The organism is Streptomyces sporangiiformans (assembly GCF_005768555.2).
Taxonomy (GTDB): domain Bacteria; phylum Actinomycetota; class Actinomycetes; order Streptomycetales; family Streptomycetaceae; genus Streptomyces; species Streptomyces sporangiiformans.
The window spans coordinates 59,774-78,487 of the sequence record NZ_VCHX02000179.1 but is presented as its reverse complement, the minus strand read 5'-3'; the positions used below and the strand labels follow the sequence as shown (position 1 = coordinate 78,487).

Below are 18,714 nucleotides of genomic sequence, written 5' to 3'. Positions count from 1 at the left end.
CGCGCCGCGGCGTCGCCCGCGACACCCTCCGCCGCCCCGGCCGCCGCCAACGCGACGACCGCGGCACCACCCGCCCGGGCACCCGCAACGACTCCCGCCGCCCCACGGACAACCGCCCGGGCGCACCGGGCCGCGACGGCAACCGCCGCCCGGACCAGGACCGCGACCGCCGCCCTGACGGCGACAGGAGGGACGAGGACCGCAGGAGAGACGGCGACCGCGACCGTCCCGACGCCGACCGGCGCAGGGACGACGGCCGCCGCCGCGAGACCGAGGGCAGCAAGAAGCAGCCCCGCCGCGATACCGAATCCCGCCCGGGCCGCGCCCTCCGCCGCGCCCGCCAAACGGTCAAGTCGGCGCTCAGCAGGGCTCGTCGAGCGGGCCGCAGGCTCCTGGGCAAGGGCCGCAACCTCGGCCGCAAATTGAACAACAGCACCCGCCGCATGCGCGACGCGTACAAGCGCCGCCGCGACCTTCTCCACAAGCAGCGGCAGCGCCGCCAGGAGCAGAAGCGACAGCGCCAGGAACGTCGCGACCAGAGGCGCGGGAAGGAGAATTCAGAAGGTTCAAAGCAGCGGCGCATTGACGTCATCATGGCCCGCATTACGTCGGTTCTCAGGGCGCCGCTCAGGAAGGGAATTCTCAAGCCGACATTCCGAGCCACGCTGGCCGCCATGAAGGTGTGGTACCGCCTCACTGGTCTGGTGGCTGAGGGCTCTCCCAGGTTCCAGGTGATCGGCACCCTCAATCCAAAAGGCAAGGGGCCGAATGGCGAGTATTCAGGTAAAGAGTCAACCGCTTACAGTCCACCTCGAAAGCCTGCCGAGGATCAAGAATCTACCGACCCGGGTGAGGTGCACCGGAGGGCTCGGGCGGCTTTGGAGAGGATGGACCGGGAAGGGGAAGGCGACGTGGGTAAGAGGGCGCTCCTGGAGCAGATCGCAAGGCAGGCCAAAAACGCGGAAGAGGCCGACAAGGACGACGAGTTGGCGGACCTGAGAGAGGATGAGCGGCGGGATCTGGACGACCTGCTGGAAGCATATTCCTCTTCTGGGTACAAGCGCTCTGAGATAGACCCCAAGAAGGAGCGTGACGAGAAGGAGAGTGAACGCAAGAAGAAGGAAGAGGAAGGCTTCCGTGCCAAGGTGAACAAGGCTACGCACATACCTCCGCGCTCATATTCTGGCGGCAAGCACTGGAAGGGCACCTCGGAAGATGAGCGGCGGAACGCCAGCAGGAACGGGGGTGCGGGTCAATTCATGAAGAGTATGGGCGAAGGGGAAGTGAAACAACTGGAGCGTGAAGCCCTACTCGATGGCAAAAGGGTGGAGAAGCCGTCGGTCTATTATGGCTGGAAGAGGTTTGGCCGCCAGATAGGCTGGGCTAACGGTAAGCCGGCTTACGTCCTTCGGGCGGAGATGACCAAGACGAATCCTCCCTTCATTCACTCTCATCCGCGATTGGAGATGGACTGATATGGTAAGACTAATTCCTCTGAGGGTTCCTTCCGGGTGGAGTGTTGCCTTCAATAAGTTCATGGAGCTACCTGAGTCGGGGAGAATTACAGCAGAGGAACGCGAAGCGTATCTTACCGAAGATATCCTCTCCATGGTTTCCACTTCTTTTGTGGGTGATCATTGGCGCACGTTGCCCGACTCGTTGATCATCGACCTCGGATGGTATGCCCCTTCGAGGGGTGACGGTTTCTATCGTCTGTGTGTGCTGCGCGGCTCATGGGACAACGTGGTCATCGTTGTCGAGAATCCAGATCAGTACGTTATCCGCGATTGCATTGACTATATTCTCGAAGCCCTGTCCACCGGAGCTTCATTGGAACAAATCTCTCCAGTTTTGAAGACTTTGGGGGAGCATCAATGACCCGCTACGCCAACATCCCCAAGCCCATCCGCTCCGGCATAGTCATAGTCGACCCCGAGCGCGGCACCCCCCAGCGCATCATCGTGCTGCAGTTCAATCCGGACACGCTGGAGCGTTCCGTCGCGCCGCAAGCCGCCGGAGGCGATGGTGGCGGCGGAGGGGGGAGTGGAGGGGACAGAAACGAGGCCCTGCGGCTCAAGGGCCCTGCCCAGGAGACCTGGAAGTTCACCGCCGAGATAGACGCCACCGACCAGTTCGAGATACCGGCGCCCGACGGGATCCATCCCCAACTGGCCGTTCTCGAGATGCTCGTGCAGCCCACGTCGTCGCAGCTGCGGGAAGCCAGCCGGCTGTCCAAGAAGGGGACCATCGAGATCAGCCCGATCGAGATGCCGCTGACCCTCTTCACATGGGGCAGCAAGCGGGTCATGCCCGTGCGGCTGACGGAGCTGTCCATCAACGAGTCCGCCTTCGACGTCAACCTCAACCCCATCCGGGCCTCGCTCAGCATCGGGCTCAAGGTGCTCACCGTCAGCGATCTGCCGCTCGGGCATCGCGGCGCCGAGCTCTACTACGCGCACCTCGCGCAGAAGGAACGCCTCGCCGGCGCGGCCCGCTCCGCGGGGCTCGGCTCGCTGGGGCTCAACGCCGGTGACATCGGGACGGGAAGGGGCTGAGAGGAACGTCATGGCCGACATCGAGCCGTACGAGAACGCGCTGGACGCGATACCGGGTGCGCACCCCTACCCACGGTCCAGCCGCTACCACGATGCCGAGATCGGGATCCACAAACAACCCGACGGGACCGAAGTCCGGTACACCAAGCGCCGGTTGCTCCCCCCGCTCCAGGAAGAGAACGACACGCAGACGCACACCGTCAGCGCGGGTGAGCGCCCGGACCTCCTCGCGCAGCGCTACATCGGCGACCCCGCCCAGTGGTGGCAGATCGCCGATGCCAACCCGGTCCTCGATCCCCGGGAGCTGACCGACGACGCGGGCAAGGAGATCGACATTCCGCTGGCCGGCGGCTTCCCGCGGGGAGACCGGCGTGGCTGAGGTGCCCGTGGGGCAGGGCCCCCTCCACATCACCCTTCACATGGGGCCGCAGCTCGCCCGGCCCGTTCCCGCCGAGGTGACCGAAGCGCTGCTGTCCGCCCAGATCACCGCGACCGCGGGCGAACGCAGCGGATTTCAGCTGGCCTTCGATCTAACGAAGAACGGGCTGATCAGTCGCAGCCTCCTCCCCGAAGGTTTCTTCGACCCGAAGACCCGGGTCATCGTCACCGTCAGCGTCAAGGGCACGCCCGAAGTGCTCTTCGACGGCCTCATCGTGCGCCAGGAGGTCGGAGCCAGCAATCAGCCGGGACACTCCACCCTGACCGTCACCGGTGAGGATCTGACGCTCCTCATGGATCTGGAGGAGCGGACGGACCGGTATCCGAATCTGCCGCCGTCCGAGCGCGTGGTGGCCATCCTGCGCCGCTACTCCGATTACGGCATCCGCCCCGACGTGTACGCGGAGAAGATCACCCAGCCTCCGCACCAGGACCTGAGGGTGCACTACCAGACCGGCACCGACCTGCAGTACGTCAACGAGCTCGCGCGCGCCAACGGCTACACCTTCTATCTGGAGCCCGGCCCCAACCCCGGCCAGTCCTCGGCCCGTTGGGGCCCCGAGGTCCGCCTCGGCATCCGCCAGCACGCCCTCAACGTCAACATGGACGCCAACTCCACCGTCGACCAGCTGACGTTCGCGTACGACGGGACGGCGAGGGAAGAGCCGCAGGCACGCTGGCAGGACCCCGGGACCCGCCAGTCCACGCTCCTCCCGCAGCCGCCGATCAGCCCACTGCGCCCGCCCCTCGGTAAGCGGCCCACACCCGCCCTCAAGCGCAGGACGCTGTCCGGAACCGCGAAACAGCAGCGCGAGCAGGCCGAGGCCGAACTCCTCGCCCGCGCCGCCGTCTCCGCCGACGTGATCTCGGGCTCCGGCTCGCTCGACGTCAACCGGCACGGCTACATCCTGCAGCCACGCCAGCTCGTCGGCGTACGCGGTTCCGGACGCGCGTACGACGGCGACTACTACGTCAAGTCCGTCACGCACAACCTGCGGCCGGGCTCCTTCCAGCAGAACTTCACGCTGAGCAGAGAAGGCCTCGAGGCGCGCAGCGCGTACGTACGGCCCTAGGCCCAGCGACTCGGACTCACCACGCGACACCCACAGACCAGGAGCAGTTCAGCATGGCGGCACCCAGCAATCGCTACCTCGGCAAGTTCCGCGGCCGAGTCGTGGACAACGACGATCCGCTGCACATCGGCCGCATCACCGTCGAGGTCCCGGACGTCCTGGGCGACGAGCCGTCGACCTGGGCGCTGCCCTGCCTGCCGTTCACCGGGCCGCAGGCGGGTCAGTTCGTGGTGCCGGCACCCGGCACCGGCGTGTGGGTCGAGTTCGAGCAGGGCGACCCCAGTTTCCCGGTGTGGACGGGGTGTTGGTACGGGGAGCAGGCCGAGCTGCCGCCCGACGCCCGCCGTCTCGTGCAGCCCGCCTCGCAGGCCAAGCCCGTCGTGGTGCAGACACCCGGGGCGCACAAGATCGTGATGAGCGATCCGCCCGGCGCCGATCAGGGGATTCTGCTGCAGGCCCAGGGCGGCGCGTACATCCGCATCACCAAGGAAGCCATCGTGATCTCCAACGGCCTCGGCGCGGAGGTCGTGCTGCGCGGAAACCAAGTGGACGTGAACGAGGGCCAGTTGACCGTCGCGTCGAAGCGATAGAAACCGGGGGAAGGAAGAACGTGTCCGGGATATCCGGGAATCTGCTCGGCGCGGCTGCCATGATCAGCTGCCCGCACGGCGGTCGTGCCGCCACCACCACATCGGCCGGCACCGCGCTCGTCGACGGCATGCCCGTCGCCACGGCCGCACACCGATATGTCGTCACCGGCTGCCCGCACACCGTCGACGGTGTGCCCGTGCCGTGCGTCTCCGTCCGCTGGACCGCGGACGGCACCGGCATCACCGTCGACGGCGCGCCCGTGCTGCTCGACACCTCATCGGCCCAGTGCTTCACGGCGGCCTCCGTGCCGCAGGGGCCGCCCGTCGTCCGGACCGCGCAGCGAAAGGTGACCGTCCGATGAGCCCACGCACCCACGGGCGCAACCGCCCGCGCACCGACATCGCGTTCCCCTTCCGGGCCGACCGTCGTGGCCGCACCGCACACGCCGACCGCGACGAACACGTCCGCGACCTGATCGAGCAACTGCTGTTCACCAGCCCCGGCGAGCGCGTGATGCGCCCCGACTTCGGCTGCGGACTGCTCGACCTGGTGTTCGCGCCCAACAGCCCCGAACTCACCAGCACCCTCGAACTGACCGTGCACGCCTCCCTGCAGCGCTGGCTCGGCGACCTCATCGAAGTGGAGGCCCTGGACGTGGTCAGCGAGGACAACGCCGTCCGCGTGCATCTCTCGTACGCCGTGCGCTCCACGGGGACGCGCCGCGACGACGTCTTCGAGGGGAGGGCCGCGGCATGACGAGTACGACGACAACGACGACACCCCGGCGTGCCAAGGTAAGGGCCGCTCAGCTCAACGGAGTCGACGCCGTCGAGGTCAGCGACGACGGGCTCGTGCTCACCGTCACGTTCCTCGGCAAGGCCCCGCACGGCCTGCGCCCCGAGAACATACGCATCGACGGCGGCCGCCGCGTCACCGGCATGGAGGCCGTCGACGTGAGCGTCGAGCGCGAGGAGGACCCCGAGCTCGACGACCTGCTGTACGTCACCCTCGACAAGGCCGGCGACAGCTCCCGCTACCGGCTCTCCGTCGTGGAGACCGACCCGTACGGCCGCCCCGGCACGGAGCCCTTCCGCGGCTTCGACCAGCGGTACCACAGCGCGTCCTTCTCCTTCCGGCCCGACTGCCCGACGCCCTTCGACTGCAAGGACGGTTCGCGGCAGACGCCGGAGTTCCCCGACGCGCCCGTCATCGACTACACAGCGCGCGACTACGAGACCATCCGCAAGCTGCTCCTCGACCGGCTCGCGCTCACCACCCCCGACTGGGTCGAACGCAACCCCGCCGACCTGGGCACGACCCTCGTCGAGCTGCTGGCGTACACCGGCGACCAGATCAGCTACCAGCAGGACGCGGTCGCCACCGAGGCGTACCTCGACACCGCGCGCCGCCGGGTCTCCGTACGCCGCCACGTCCGGCTCATCGACTACGCGATGCACGACGGCTGCAACGCACGCGCGTACGTCACCGTGGAGACCGCCGGCGAGCACACGCTGCTCCCGGGAACGTACCGCTTCGCCTCCGTCGACGTACGCACCCTCGACCCGCACGACCGCCCGGAGCCGGGCACGGTCATCGGCGACGGAGACCTCGCCGAACTCGACGAGCGTGGATCCGTGGAGGTCTTCGAACCGGTCGCGTCCGCCGACCCGCTGGAGCTGCGGGCCGCCCACAACGCCATCCGCCTGTGGACCTGGGGCGGCGAGGTGTGCACCCTGCCCAAGGGGGCCACCGCCGCGACCCTGCGCGACGAGTGGCGCGACGCGGAGACCTGCGAGGAGCGCCGGGTCGACCTGAAACCGGGCGACCTGATCGTCTTCGAGGAGGTGAAGGGGCCGCGCACCGGGACCCCGGGTGACGCCGACCCCGCCCACCGGCAGGTCGTGCGCCTGACCTCCGTCACCCCCGGAATCGACCGGATCGAGGACCAGCCGGTCCTCGAGGTCACCTGGGCCGCCGAGGACGCGCTGCGCTTCCCGCTCTGCCTCACCACTCGCGGCGGACGCGACTGCGAACCTGTCGAGGATGTGACGGTGGCGCGCGGCAACGTCGTTCTCGTCGACCACGGCCGCTCGCTGAACTGGTGCGGCGACGGTCTGGCGGAGACGGTGACCGTGCCGCCCGTGCCCGCCGTTGTCAGCCCCTGCGATCCTCCGTCCTTCGGCTGCTGGGACCGGCACGAGGGCAACGCGCCCGCTCGCCTCATCACCTCCCTCACGGACCGGACGGAGCGCGGCGGCGCGCTCACCGCGGACGACGTCCGCGAGCTGTTCGAGGTCGTCGGTGAGGAAGCGACCGTACGGGCCGGACTCGGCCTGGAACTCGCCGGGCAGCGCCAGGATCGCGTGGTGCCCGGCACCGCGTACGCCCAGGCCGCGGCCCTCAGGACTCTGCTCGCCCAGTCCGTCTACCCGGGCATCGCGCCCCGTTTCCGGCCGGTCCTCGGCCGCTCGCCCGTGACGCAGGCCGTGCCGTTCCCGCGGCAGCGGACCGTCGCCGCCGGCCAGGCCGAGCGGATCGGCGCCATCCCGGGCCGCGTGAAGCAGCGCCTGGTAGAGCTGTGGCGCAGCGCACGCGACCGCGACGGGCTCAGCGATGAGGAGATCGCCGAACTCACCGTCATCTACGGTCTGAAAACCCTGGAACGGCTCGAACTGCACGCCCACCCGGTCCGCGCCCTGCGCGAACTCCTGCACCGCAGCGACACGTTGCTCGACGCCAAGCTGCGCCGCGCCGAGGTGCTCACGGCACGCGCCCGCGCGGGCACGGTCCTCGACGGACACATCGCGTGGGAGATCGCGCAGAGTTGGGGACCGGCGTACGCGGCCGGACTGCACCCCGACGAGCATGTGCTCCGCGGCCCCGCCTCGGCGGCCCTCAGGCACGACCCGCGGCAGGCACTGCCCGCCGTACGGCTCCTCGACGGCGACGTGACCTGGGAGCCGCGCCGAGACCTGCTCGAAAGCGCCTCCCGCGACCGGCACTTCGTCGGCGAACTCGAGGACGACGGACGCCTCGCGCTGCGGTTCGGCGACGGCCGGCACGGCGCGCGGCCGACGCCCGGCGCCCGCCTCGAACTGCGCTACCGGCTCGGCGGCGGCACCGCGGGCAACGTCGGCGCGGAGGCCATCAACCACCTGGTCCTCTGCGGCGACGGCGAACAGCCGCCGGTGGCCGGCGTACGCAACCCGCTGCCCGCCGTGGGCGGCACCGGGCCCGAGCCGATCGAGCAGGTCCGCCAGTTGGCCCCGCTCGACCTGCGCCGCACCCGCCTGCGCGCCGTCACCGCCGACGACTACGCGGCCCTCGCCCGCGCCCTGCCCGGAGTGCAGCGGGCCGCCGCCGAGATCCGCTGGACCGGCAGCGTCCAGGAGGCCCACATCGCGATCGACGCGCACGGCACCGGCGCCCCCTCCGACGCCCTGCTCGACGCGGTGGCGCAGTCCCTGGAGGCGTACCGGCGCATCGGCCACGACCTGGTCGTCGGGCCCGCCCGCCCGGTGCCGCTCGACATCGCGCTGGAGGTGTGCGCCAAGCCGGGGCACCAGCACGGGCAGATCCTTGCCGAGCTGTACCGCGTGCTCGGCAGCGGCCGCCTCCCGGGCGGACGGCTCGGCTTCTTCCACCCGGACGCGCTGACCTTCGGCGAAGCGGTCGGGCTCAGCCGCCTGGTCGCCGTCGCGGCGGCGGTGCCGGGGGTCGAGAGCGTCCATGTCACCCGCCTGCGAAGGCTGTTCCACGAGGACCGAGGAGAGAGGGAGGACGGCGTGCTGCGGCTCGGCCCGCTGGAGATCGCCACCTGCGACAACGACCCCGACCGGCCGGAGAACGGCCTGCTGGCGATATCCCTCGGAGGTGCCCGATGACCGACAGCGACGAGTGCGCCTGCGGCGGCGCGTGCGGCGGCGGCCACGACGAGCGCCTCGCACCCACCCCGCTCCACAATCCGCCCGGCCGCACCGCCCTCGACTACCGCGTCGGCGAGTACGGCTCCTTCCGGGCCGCCCTGCTCGACCGGCTCGCCTCGCCCGCGTACCCGGCGCTGAGCGAAGCGAAGGGGCGGTCCCCCCGGCCGGGGGCCGGGGGAGGACTCACGGTCCGTACCCCCGACGACCCGGCGATCGGCCTGCTCGACGCCACCGCCGTCCTGGGCGACCTGCTCACCTTCCACTCCGAGCGGATCGCCGACGAGGCCTACGTCCGCACGGCCAACGAGCACCGCTCCCTGGTGCTGCTCGGCCGGCTCGTCGGCCACCGGCCCCGGCCCGGCGTCGCCGCCACGACCCACCTCGCGTACACGCTCGAACGGGATCGGCGCGCCGAGACCCTGCCCGTGGTGATCCCGCGCGGGGCCCGCAGCCACAGCGTGCCCGCGTCCGCCGACGAGGAGTCGCAGACCTTCGAGACCAGCCGGGACCTCACGGCCCGCTGGGACTGGAACGAGCTCAAGGTCCGGCGCCGGCGCCCCTCGCTCGTCACCCCCGAGGACCTTCAGCGCCGCTCCGAGCTCTTCGTCGAGGGAACCACCCACTCCCTGCAGACCGGCGACCAGCTGCTCTTCGTCTTCGGCGAGCGGGCGCGCGCCGAGCGGAAACTGCTGCCCGTCGCAGGCGTACGGATCGACCGGGACGACGAGATCACCGCGATCAGCCTGCCCAGGTCGGCCCCGCCCACGTTCAAGGAACTCGTCGACCAGGTGCGGCGGTGGACCGCCGAACCCGAGGCCCCCGGCGAGCCCGGCGACGAGCCGCCCACGCCCGAGGTCCCGGGCCCGCGCCCGGTCAGCCGCCTGATCGAGGACTTCGACGAGCAGGTCCTCGCGCCGCTGCGCGCCGACCTGGACAAGGCCAAGACGCCGGAGCTCCTCGCGGCCCGCCTCGCCGAGCCGATCGAGCGGCTGGGGGAGGCACAGGTCCTCGCGACCGCGTACGAGGACGTGGCGGCGTGGTTCGAGCAGCTGGAGGCCGTACTGGCCGAACTGGCCGAACGCGCACGGGAGTCGGCGCCCTCCCAGCCCGTCGAGCCCGTCGAGCCCGCGCCGGACACGGCCGCGCAGACCTCGCCGAAGACGGCCACGGCCGCATCCGGTCCACTGGGCCGGCAGGAAGCCGCCCTCCAGGCCCTGAGCTCCGTCCTGCCCGCACTTCGCGGCAAGGCCCCGGCACCGCCCGCCGGCGCACAGCCGCAACGTCCCGGCGCGGACGCCGCCCGGCTGCTCTCGGCCCTGAACCCCGGGCTGAGCGGCCTCTACCCGGCCTGGCGGACGGCCGCCGCCCCCGGCACCCCGCAGCTCCTGCGGGAACTCCTCGCGATGCGCGTGACCGCGGCACCCTTCGGGGCCATGGCCCCGCTCAAGCCGGTCCAGGACGACCGGGGCCGCGTCATCCGCACCGCGGACTGGCCGCTCACCGGCGCCGCCCTGGCCAGTATGCGCGTCGTGTACGACACGGCGGGCAGGATCCCGGTGCGGGCGGAGTTCCAGTACGTCGAGGGCAGCAGCTCCGACCAGCGGGCCGAGAACCTGCCGGTCCAGCAGCCCGTCAACTTCCGCCTCGGGGCGGGCCAGGTGGACCTGTCCACCCGATCGGGCCAGGACCGCGAACTGAGCTGGCTCAACCGCCGACCCGCCGACTCCCAGGAGCCCGGAGTCACCGCCCGACTCCACTCCGGGCTGCCCGAACGCACCCTCTTCGTGTCGCGCCCCGACGACGACGGCCTCGTCCAGGTGGGCGTGCACAACGGCACGTCCCAGCAGGTCTCCCTCCGGCCGGGCATCCCGGAGCAGTTCACGCACGGCGAGTACGAGGTGAGCCTCAAGTACACGGTGGGCAGTGGCGCGCCCAACGTGGAGATCGTCATCGCCTCGAAGCCGGCGCCCACCGACCGCCGCGTACTGCAACTGGACACCGTGCACGACGGCATCACCGTCGGCAGCTGGGTCGCGATCCAGCGGCCCGCCAAGGGAGCCGAGAACGGCATCCCCGGCGACGCCGAGCTCGCGTTCGTCACCACCAAGGTGGTGGCGGCGCGCACGGCCGCGTACACCAACTACGGCATCACCGGACGCGGCACCGAACTCGTCCTGGCCGACCCGTGGCTGGACGAGTTCGACGTCCTGCTCTCGCACGTCCGCGACACCACCGTGCACGCCGGGGGCGGGCCGCTGCGCCTGGCCGACGAACCGCTCGGCGAGGACGTGCACGGCAACGAGATCGAACTCGCCGAGCTGTACGACGGGTTGCAGCCGGGCCGCACACTGATCGTCACCGGCGAGCGCAGCGACATCCCCGGTACCTCGGGTGTCGAGGCCACCGAGGTCGTGGTGATCGCCGCGGCCGACCCGGCGGTCGACCCGCAGCTCCCGGGCGATCATGTCCACACGAGGCTGACGCTGACCACGGATCTCGCCCACCGCTACCGCCGCGGGACGGTGAAGATCCTCGGCAACGTGGTCGAGGCGACGCACGGCGAGGGCCGGGACGAGCCGATCGGCAGCGGCGACTCGGACCGCGCCAACCAGACGTTCGCGCTCTGGCAGTCACCCCTCACCTGGCTCGCCGACGACAACCCCCTCGGCGCCACACCCGTCCTGGAGATCCGGGTCGACGGAGTGCTCTGGCACGAGGTGGACAGTCTCGCCGGACGCGGCGCGCGCGAGCGCGTCTACATCACCGGCAGCACCGCCGACGGCCGCACCACCGTGACCTTCGGCGACGGCGTCCACGGCGCACGCCTGCCCAGCGGTCACGAGAACGTACGCGCCCGCTACCGCTTCGGCACCGGCAGGGCCGCCAACGTCGCCTCGGGCCGCGTCACCCAGCCCCTCACCCGGCCGCTCGGCGTCACCGCGGTCACCAACCCGCGCCCTGCCACCGGCGGTGCGGACGCCGACGGTCCCGCGCTGACCCGGCGTACGGTCCCGCTGGCCGTCTCCGCGCTGGACCGCCTGGTGTCGGAGGCCGACTACGAGGACTTCGCCCGCTCCCGGGCCGGCATCGGCCGGGCCGCCGCACGCGAACTCTTCGACGGACGGCGCCGTGTGCTGCATGTGACGGTCGCGGGCACGGACGACGTGCCGATCGGGGAAGACGGCGAGAACTCGGCCCTCCTGCGCTCACTGCGCGGTGCGCTCACCGAGTACGGCGACCCGAGCCTCCCGGTCCGCGTGGACGCCCGCGAACTCGTCGCGCTGCTCGTGGCCGCGAAGGTGAAGGTGGCGCGCGACCACACCTGGGAGGTCGTCGAACCACGCCTGCGCCAGGCCTTGCTGCGCCGCCTCGGCTTCGAGGGCCGGGAGTTGGGCACACCCGCCCACCTCTCCGAGATACTGGCCACGGCGCACCAGGTGCCGGGCGTCGACTACGTGGACGTGGACGTCTTCACCGGTGTACCCGCCTCGGCGACCGCCGGCGACCTCACGAGGCTGCTCGCGAACCCCGGCGTTCCGAAGGCATCGGTCCCGGCGCGTACGGCGACGTACGACGAGAAGATCCACACCGTTCGTGAGAAGGACGGCGAGACGCTGTCGGCGGTCTGCGCCCGCTACGGCATCCCCCTCGCCGAACTCCTGCGCCTCAACCCCGACATCACCGACACCCGGCGCCTGGCGAAGGGCCGGTCGGTGTTCGTCTTCCGCGGCATCCGCCCGGCACAGCTCGCGCTGCTGTCGCCGCAGGCCGCGGACACCCTGATTCTGACGGAGGTCAAGTGATGGCCGCGATGTCCACGGATGTCCAGTTCGAGAGGGAGGCCGTGTGATGTCCAGGGAACCGGACGGACTCGCCGAGCTGTTGCCGCAGTGGCACCGGCTGCGGGACGCGGAAGAAGGGGAAGCGCTGCGCGCCCTGCTCGCGGTCATGGCCGAGCAGATCGACCTGGTACGCGGCGGGGTCGAGCAGGGCTACGAGGACCTGTTCGTCGAGACGGCCGCCCCCTGGGTGCTGCCGTACCTCGGCGACCTCGTCGGCTACCGCACTCTGCCGGGCTACGAGAGGGTCCTCACCACCGGCCTGCACGACGGCAGTTCGGCCGAGCTCGCGGAGGCCGTCGCACCGCGCCGCGATGTGGCCGCCACCGTCGCCAACCGCCGCCGCAAGGGCACCCTCCACCTCCTCGAGGAGCTCTCGGAGCAGGTGGCCCACTGGCCCGCGCGGGCCGTGGAACTGTCCCGCCACGTCTCCCACCAGCAGCCGGTGAAGCTGTACGGGACCGGAGGGACCGCAGCGACCGGAGCGACCGGAGCGACCGGAGCGACCGGAGGCGCCCATCGCGGAGCACGCGGCCGTCTCGCCGACCTCCGGGACGGTTCCGCGCTCGACCTGGCGGGCGGACCCTTCGGGGCCGTGGCCCGCACGGCCGATGTGCGCAGGGCCGACTCCCGCTACCGGCAAGGGGGCTTGACCCCCGCCGGCGTCGGTCTCTTCGTATGGCGGCTGAAGGCGTACTCGCTGACGTCCGCACCGGCGTACTGCATCGACCGCGCCCGCAACCTCTACACCTTCTCGATCCTCGGCAACGACACCCCGCTGGTCACCAAGCCGGTCCCGGAGCCGTCGGCCACGCACATCGCCACGATCGACAACGTCCCCGCCTTCATCGGGCGCCGCCGGCTCCACGACCGCCTCGCCGACTACTACGGCCCCGGCAAGAGCTTCGTGATCCGGCGCGACGGCGAGGACCGCCCCGTACCGCTCTCCGACATCGTCGTCGCCGACCTCTCCGACTGGCGCTACCGGCCCAGGCGCGGGCAGGTCGCGGTCGACCCGGAGCTCGGGCGGATCGCGTTCGGTTCGCGGTCCGCGCCCCGGCAGGGTGTGTGGGTCGACTACCACTACGCGTTCGGCGCGGACATGGGCGGCGGCGAGTACGAACGGGACCGCGAGCCGCGGCCGGACGCCGCCGTCTACCCGGTCGGCCCCGGCGAGACGTACCGGCAGATCATGGACGCCTTCCGGGCCTGGCAGCACGACCGCCGGGCGGGCCGCTGCGGACCCGAGGGCATCATCGAGATCACCCACAGCGGTGCCTACCAGGAGCAGCTGGACTTCGACCTCGACCCGGGCGACCGTCTCGAACTGCGCGCGGCCGAGGGCGCCCGGCCGGTGATCCGGCTGCTCGACTGGTACAGCAACCGCCCCGACGCCCTCAACGTCCGCGCCGTGACGGAGGACCGCGCTCCCGGCGACCGGCCGCGCATCGTCCTCGACGGACTGCTCGTCGCCGGGCGCGGCATCAACGTCACCGGCCCGATGGGTGCCGTCGTGGTGCGCCACTCCACGCTCGTGCCCGGCTGGTCCCTGGAGCCCGAGTGCGACCCGCACTCGCCGGAGGAGCCGAGCATCGTCCTGGAGCGCACCACCGCGTGCCTCCAGATCGAGCACAGCATCCTCGGCACGATCGAGGTCATCGGCGACGAGGTCTCCGAAGAGCCCCTGGACATCCACCTGCGTGACAGCGTCCTGGACGCCACCGGCAGTGACCGCGAGGCCCTCTCCGCGCCCGACTGCCGGCACGCGCACGCCGTGCTGCACCTGCACCGCACGACCGTGATCGGCGAGGTGCACACGCACGCGGTGCGGATCGCCGAGAACTCCGTCTTCACAGGGAAGCTGCACGTGGCCCGGCGCGGCATCGGCTGTCTGCGCTTCAGTTACGTCCCCACCGGGTCCCGTACGCCGCGCCGCTACCGCTGCCAGCCGGATCTGGCCGGCCCCGCGCAGGCCTCCCGGGTACGTCCGCTGTTCACGTCCGAGCGCTACGGGACGCCCTGGTACGGGCAGTTGGCGGACCGCTGCGCGGAGGAGATCCGGCGCGGCGCGGAGGACGGGGCCGAGCCGGGCGCCTTCCACGACCTGTACCGGCCGCAGCGCGAGGACAGTCTGCGGGCGCGGCTGGCCGAGTACACGCCCGCGGGCACGGATGCGGGGATCTTCTTCGTGACCTGAGCCCCATGACTTGAGCCCATCACCTGAGTCCTCGTGGCCTGAGTCCTCGCGAGCTGAGCCTCGTACTGGCCTTCGTGACGGGCGCCGACAACGACTTTGTGAACCCGCACTTCTCCGAACCAGGGGGACCCCCTTCATGCACGCAGATCTCTCCCGCTCCACCTTCCGCCCGGAGCGGCACTACTCCGCGGTCATAGCCCAGCAGGGCCGCGTCCAGATCGACGCCGACGCCAACGAGCAGACCGCCATCCAGCTGCACCAGTCCCGCGCCCTCACCGCCGACCTGATCGGACAGCACGGCGGGCCGCGCAACGCCGCCGGCTTCCGGATCGAGTACGTCGGCGGCAAGCACGACATCGACACCCTTCACATCCACGGCGGCCGCTACTACGTGGACGGCATCCTGTGCGACGCGTTCCGCCCGGCGCCCGGCACACCCGTACCGGACGAGGACGCCGAGGACTCCGCGGAACAGGACACCGCACAGCCGCCCACCCACTGGACCTACTGGGACCAGCCCGACGGCTACCGCGACCCGGAGAAGCCCGGCGACCGGCTGCCCTCGCCCGCGGCGAACCCCTTCCTCGTCTACCTGCTGGTCTGGGAGCGCTCGGTCACCGCGGCCGAGGACCCGGCGCTGCGCGAGGTCGCGCTCGGCGCGGCGATGCCGGACACCGCCGCACGCGCCAAGGTCGTCTGGCAGGTTCTGCCGCTCGCCCTCGACGAGTTGGAGATCGAGGACGCCGACCTGTCGAAGGAGGTCGTCCGCGCCGCGTTCGACAAATGGGCGAAGCGCCAGTCCGCCCCCTCGGCGCGGCTGGCCGCGCGCAGCGAGCGGCCGGACCACGCGGACGAGGACCCGTGCCTGGTCAAGCCCGACGCCCGCTACCGGGGCCCGGAGAACCAGCTGTACCGGGTGGAGGTCCACGAGGGCGGCGAGGCGAAGGACGCCACGTTCAAGTGGTCCCGCGAGAACGGCTCCGTGGTCTTCCCGGTCGACGAACTCGACGGCACCTGGGTGCAGTTGGCGTCCCTCGGCCACGACGACAAGCTGGACCTGAACGTCGGGGACCGTGTGGAGTTCACCGACACGGCCTACGCCTCCCGTCTCGAACCCCTGCCGCTGCTGAGGGTCGAGGAACTGGACCTGCCGGGCCGCCGCGTACGCCTGTCCGCCGAGCCGGAACAGGGCGTCGGACGTCTGCCCCACCTGCACCCGTTCCTGCGGCGCTGGGACCACCACGAGGGGCCGAAGCGCCGCGGCCGCTCCGCCGCCCCGCGGGGCGGCGCGGTCCCGGTGGAGGAGGGGGAGTGGCTGCCCCTGGAGGACGGTGTCGAGGTCTACTTCGCCAAGGGCGGCACGTACCGCACCGGCGACCACTGGATCGTCCCCGCCCGCACCGCGACCGGCAGCGTCGAATGGCCGGTGGACGCGGCGCGCAAGCCCCTGCTCCAGGCACCGGCCGGCATCGCCCGTCACTTCGCCCCGCTGGCCCTGGTCAAGGGCGAGTCCGGCGCCGTGGACCTGCGCCTCGCCTTCGGCCCGCTGGCGAGCAGCATCCCGGCGGCCGACGAGGCGACGCTCGCGGCGGAGGCACGGGCGCGCGAGGAGGAGATCGCGGCCGAGAGTTCCGCCTCCGGGAGCAGGTCGCAGACCACCGCCGAGGCGGAGGCCGCCCTGGAAGGAGACAAGTAATGGCTACCCCACTGACTGCGTCCAAGATGGTGCAGATCCTGCGGGCGGAGGGCCTGACGGTCCACGAGGTACGCAACTGGCGACGCCACAACCGCAACTCGAAGGGCCCCTGGGGCCCGATGAACGGCGTGATGATCCACCACACCGTCACCTCTGGCACCAGTGCCTCCGTGGACATCTGCTACGACGGCTACTCGAGCCTGCCAGGGCCCCTGTGCCACGGCGTCATCGACAAGAAGGGCGAGGTCCACCTGGTCGGCAACGGCCGCGCCAACCACGCCGGCGTCGGTGACGGCGACGTGCTGCGCGCCGTGATCAACGAGACGAAGCTCCCGCCGGACAACGAGGCCGACACCGACGGCAACCGCCACTTCTACGGCTTCGAGTGCGTCAACCTCGGCAACGGCAAGGACCCCTGGCCCGAGGCGCAGAAGGAGGCCATCGAGAAGGTCGCCGCCGCGATCTGCCGCGCCCACGGCTGGAGCGAGCGCTCCGTCATCGGTCACAAGGAGTGGCAGCCGGGCAAGCAGGACCCCCGCGGTTTCACGATGGACGGCATGCGGCGGCGCATCCGGGAGCGGCTCGGCGGCAAGGGCGGCGGCAATGAACCCGCCCCCGAGCCGAAGCCCGACCCCAAGCCGTCGTACGAGCCGTTCCCGGGCAGCGGCTTCTTCCACGCCGGCCAGAAGTCCCCGATCATCACGGCCATGGGCCGCCGCCTGGTCGCCGAGGGCTGCGGCCGCTACGAGGAGGGTCCCAGCCCCGAGTGGACCGACGCCGACCGCAAGTCCTACGCCCTCTGGCAGCAGAGGCAGGGCTTCAAGGGCAAGGACGCGGACGGCATCCCGGGCAAGGTCAGCTGGGACAGGCTGAAGGTGCCCAGGTCAGGACGCTGACGAAAAACCACTCGGCCGCCGCCCGCCGCTCTACGCCGAGCCGGAGTTGGAGGGCGGGTACGGCGGCCGAGCCGGGATCGCCGCGCCCAGGGAGGGCAGCGGCGGGAGCGCCGTCTCATGCAGCCAGGAGGCGAACACGTCGTCCAGCGGCTCGGCGGCAGCCGTGTAGCGGGCGACGTGGGTCGTGAAGGCCGACGTGGTGACCGTGCCGCCCCGGTGCAGGGCGGCCCAGGAGCGCAGCATCCGGAAGAAGGCGTCGTCGCCCAGCGCGCAGCGGACCGCGTGCAGGGTGAGTCCGCCGCGTTCGTAGAGGCGGTCGTCGAACATCAGCTTGCGGCCGGGGTCCGCCAGTCGGAGGTCCTGCGGCAGTGAGGACAGCTTCCGGTGGGCGATGCCCGCGAGCGCCTGCGCCGTACGGCCGCCGGAACGCTCCGACCACAGCCACTCCGCGTACTTCGCGAATCCCTCGTTCAGCCAGATGTGCCGCCAGTCGGCGATGCTCACACTGTTGCCGAACCACTGGTGCGCCAGCTCGTGCGCCACCAGCCGCTCCGAACCCCGCGCCCCGTCCACGTGGTTGGCGCCGAACAGGGACAGTCCCTGCGCCTCCACCGGGACGTCCAGCTCCTCCTCGGTGACGACCACCGCGTACTCGCCGAACGGATACGGGCCGAACAGTTCCTCGAACAGCTCCATCATCGCGGGCTGCCGGGCGAAGTCCCGGGAGAACTCGGTGAGCAGCCGCGCGGGGATGTGTCCGGCCTGCGGTACGCCGCCCAGACCCGGGTCGCCGAGCAGCACCGTCTGGTACTTGCCGATGGACAGCCCGACAAGATAGCTCGACGTCGGCGCCGACTGCTCGTACACCCACGTCGTGGTGCTCGCCTTCGTCGTCCGCGTGAGCAGCCGGCCGCCCGCCACGACCGAGTACGCGGACGGCGTGGTGATCGAGAGCTGGTACGAGGCCTTGTCGGCGGGGCGGTCGTTGCACGGGTACCAGGACGGGGCGCCCACCGGCTGGCTGGCCACCAGTGCTCCGTCCTCCAGCTCCTCCCAGCCGAGCCCGCCCCATGGGCTGCGCACCGGCTTGGGGTTGCCCGACCACTGCACCTCGACGGTGAAGGCGGCCCCGGCGCGGATCGGCTTCGCGGGGCGGACCCGGAGCCTGCCGCCCCGGTGCGTGTAGTGCGGCGCCCGGCCGTCGACGCGGACCCGGCCCACTTTGAAGTCGGCGAGGTTCAGCAGGAATTCGGCGAGCGGCGCCCGGCCCGCGATGGCGTTGATCCGGGCGGTGCCGGACAGCCGGTTGGGTCCCGGGCGGTAGTCCAGGGCGAGTTCGTACCGGTGCACCCGGTAGCGGGGATCGCCGTTCGCCGGAAAGTACGGGTCCGCTCCCGCTCCCGCTGTCCGCTCAGCCACTACTGTCTCTGCTCCCTGCGCTGTGCTCGTACGACGTGCCGGTGCACCGACTGCCTCCCGACACCGGCGCGCCCCTTCGGCGGG

The 18,714-nt window shown here is 71.2% G+C and carries 14 protein-coding genes; 13 read left to right on the top strand and 1 reads right to left on the bottom strand.

The annotated features are described in order from the left end of the window. The 13 genes from FGD71_RS47615 to FGD71_RS32410 all read left to right on the top strand — a co-directional run. Window positions 1–1,475: hypothetical protein (locus FGD71_RS47615; RefSeq protein WP_205571167.1), on the top strand; the 1,475-nt coding region annotated here is incomplete at its 5' end. 61 nt (window positions 1,476–1,536) lie between these two features. Further along, window positions 1,537–1,878, top strand: a complete 342-nt coding sequence (locus tag FGD71_RS32465; RefSeq protein ID WP_140936001.1) for a hypothetical protein — start codon at window positions 1,537–1,539, stop codon at window positions 1,876–1,878. Further along, entirely contained in the window at window positions 1,875–2,555 is a 681-nt protein-coding gene (locus FGD71_RS32460; protein WP_119104130.1) for a hypothetical protein, read from the top strand. The genes FGD71_RS32465 and FGD71_RS32460 overlap by 4 nt, the downstream gene beginning before the upstream one ends. 10 nt (window positions 2,556–2,565) lie before the next feature. Then, on the top strand, window positions 2,566–2,934 hold the full coding sequence (locus FGD71_RS32455) for a LysM peptidoglycan-binding domain-containing protein (protein WP_119104129.1): 369 nt from the start codon (window positions 2,566–2,568) through the stop codon (window positions 2,932–2,934). Next, entirely contained in the window at window positions 2,927–4,066 is a 1,140-nt protein-coding gene (locus FGD71_RS32450; protein ID WP_119104128.1) for a hypothetical protein, read from the top strand. Before FGD71_RS32455 ends, FGD71_RS32450 begins: the two co-directional genes overlap by 8 nt. 53 nt (window positions 4,067–4,119) lie before the next feature. Further along, window positions 4,120–4,656 (top strand): phage baseplate assembly protein V, encoded by a 537-nt coding sequence (locus FGD71_RS32445; RefSeq protein WP_119104127.1) that lies wholly within the window; start codon window positions 4,120–4,122, stop codon window positions 4,654–4,656. 29 nt (window positions 4,657–4,685) lie between these two features. Further along, on the top strand, window positions 4,686–5,018 hold the full coding sequence (locus FGD71_RS32440; RefSeq protein WP_119104137.1) for a hypothetical protein: 333 nt from the start codon (window positions 4,686–4,688) through the stop codon (window positions 5,016–5,018). Next, window positions 5,015–5,413: a GPW/gp25 family protein gene (locus FGD71_RS32435; RefSeq protein WP_119104126.1), complete on the top strand. Its 399-nt coding sequence runs from the start codon at window positions 5,015–5,017 to the stop codon at window positions 5,411–5,413. Before FGD71_RS32440 ends, FGD71_RS32435 begins: the two co-directional genes overlap by 4 nt. After that, the gene (locus FGD71_RS32430; protein WP_119104125.1) at window positions 5,410–8,541 is read left to right on the top strand and encodes a putative baseplate assembly protein; all 3,132 of its coding nucleotides are present in this window, start codon (window positions 5,410–5,412) and stop codon (window positions 8,539–8,541) included. The genes FGD71_RS32435 and FGD71_RS32430 overlap by 4 nt, the downstream gene beginning before the upstream one ends. Further along, complete coding sequence (locus FGD71_RS32425; protein ID WP_119104124.1) at window positions 8,538–12,386, top strand: putative baseplate assembly protein; 3,849 nt, start codon at window positions 8,538–8,540, stop codon at window positions 12,384–12,386. The genes FGD71_RS32430 and FGD71_RS32425 overlap by 4 nt, the downstream gene beginning before the upstream one ends. Before the next feature lie 46 nt (window positions 12,387–12,432). Beyond that, a complete protein-coding gene (locus tag FGD71_RS32420) occupies window positions 12,433–14,619 on the top strand; it encodes a hypothetical protein (RefSeq protein WP_119104123.1) in 2,187 nt (728 codons plus the stop codon). A gap of 136 nt (window positions 14,620–14,755) precedes the next feature. Beyond that, window positions 14,756–16,315, top strand: coding sequence for a DUF6519 domain-containing protein (locus FGD71_RS32415; protein ID WP_119104122.1), 1,560 nt, complete (start codon window positions 14,756–14,758; stop codon window positions 16,313–16,315). Continuing rightward, on the top strand, window positions 16,315–17,211 hold the full coding sequence (locus FGD71_RS32410) for a peptidoglycan-binding protein (RefSeq protein WP_119104121.1): 897 nt from the start codon (window positions 16,315–16,317) through the stop codon (window positions 17,209–17,211). The genes FGD71_RS32415 and FGD71_RS32410 overlap by 1 nt, the downstream gene beginning before the upstream one ends. A gap of 30 nt (window positions 17,212–17,241) precedes the next feature. Here FGD71_RS32410 and FGD71_RS32405 read toward each other — a convergent pair whose 3' ends face one another. Next, window positions 17,242–18,630 (bottom strand): M1 family metallopeptidase, encoded by a 1,389-nt coding sequence (locus FGD71_RS32405; protein ID WP_240436879.1) that lies wholly within the window; start codon window positions 18,628–18,630, stop codon window positions 17,242–17,244. Between the last annotated feature and the right edge of the window lie 84 nt (window positions 18,631–18,714).

Bases quoted from the DNA above. Each gene is read 5' to 3' on its own strand.
- FGD71_RS32465 (WP_140936001.1), top strand. From the start codon at position 1,537: ATGGAGCTACCTGAGTCGGGGAGAATTACAGCAGAGGAACGCGAAGCG.
- FGD71_RS32460 (WP_119104130.1), top strand. From the start codon at position 1,875: ATGACCCGCTACGCCAACATCCCCAAGCCCATCCGCTCCGGCATAGTC.
- FGD71_RS32455 (WP_119104129.1), top strand. From the start codon at position 2,566: ATGGCCGACATCGAGCCGTACGAGAACGCGCTGGACGCGATACCGGGT.
- FGD71_RS32445 (WP_119104127.1), top strand. From the start codon at position 4,120: ATGGCGGCACCCAGCAATCGCTACCTCGGCAAGTTCCGCGGCCGAGTC.
- FGD71_RS32435 (WP_119104126.1), top strand. From the start codon at position 5,015: ATGAGCCCACGCACCCACGGGCGCAACCGCCCGCGCACCGACATCGCG.
- FGD71_RS32430 (WP_119104125.1), top strand. From the start codon at position 5,410: ATGACGAGTACGACGACAACGACGACACCCCGGCGTGCCAAGGTAAGG.
- FGD71_RS32425 (WP_119104124.1), top strand. From the start codon at position 8,538: ATGACCGACAGCGACGAGTGCGCCTGCGGCGGCGCGTGCGGCGGCGGC.
- FGD71_RS32420 (WP_119104123.1), top strand. From the start codon at position 12,433: ATGTCCAGGGAACCGGACGGACTCGCCGAGCTGTTGCCGCAGTGGCAC.
- FGD71_RS32415 (WP_119104122.1), top strand. From the start codon at position 14,756: ATGCACGCAGATCTCTCCCGCTCCACCTTCCGCCCGGAGCGGCACTAC.
- FGD71_RS32410 (WP_119104121.1), top strand. From the start codon at position 16,315: ATGGCTACCCCACTGACTGCGTCCAAGATGGTGCAGATCCTGCGGGCG.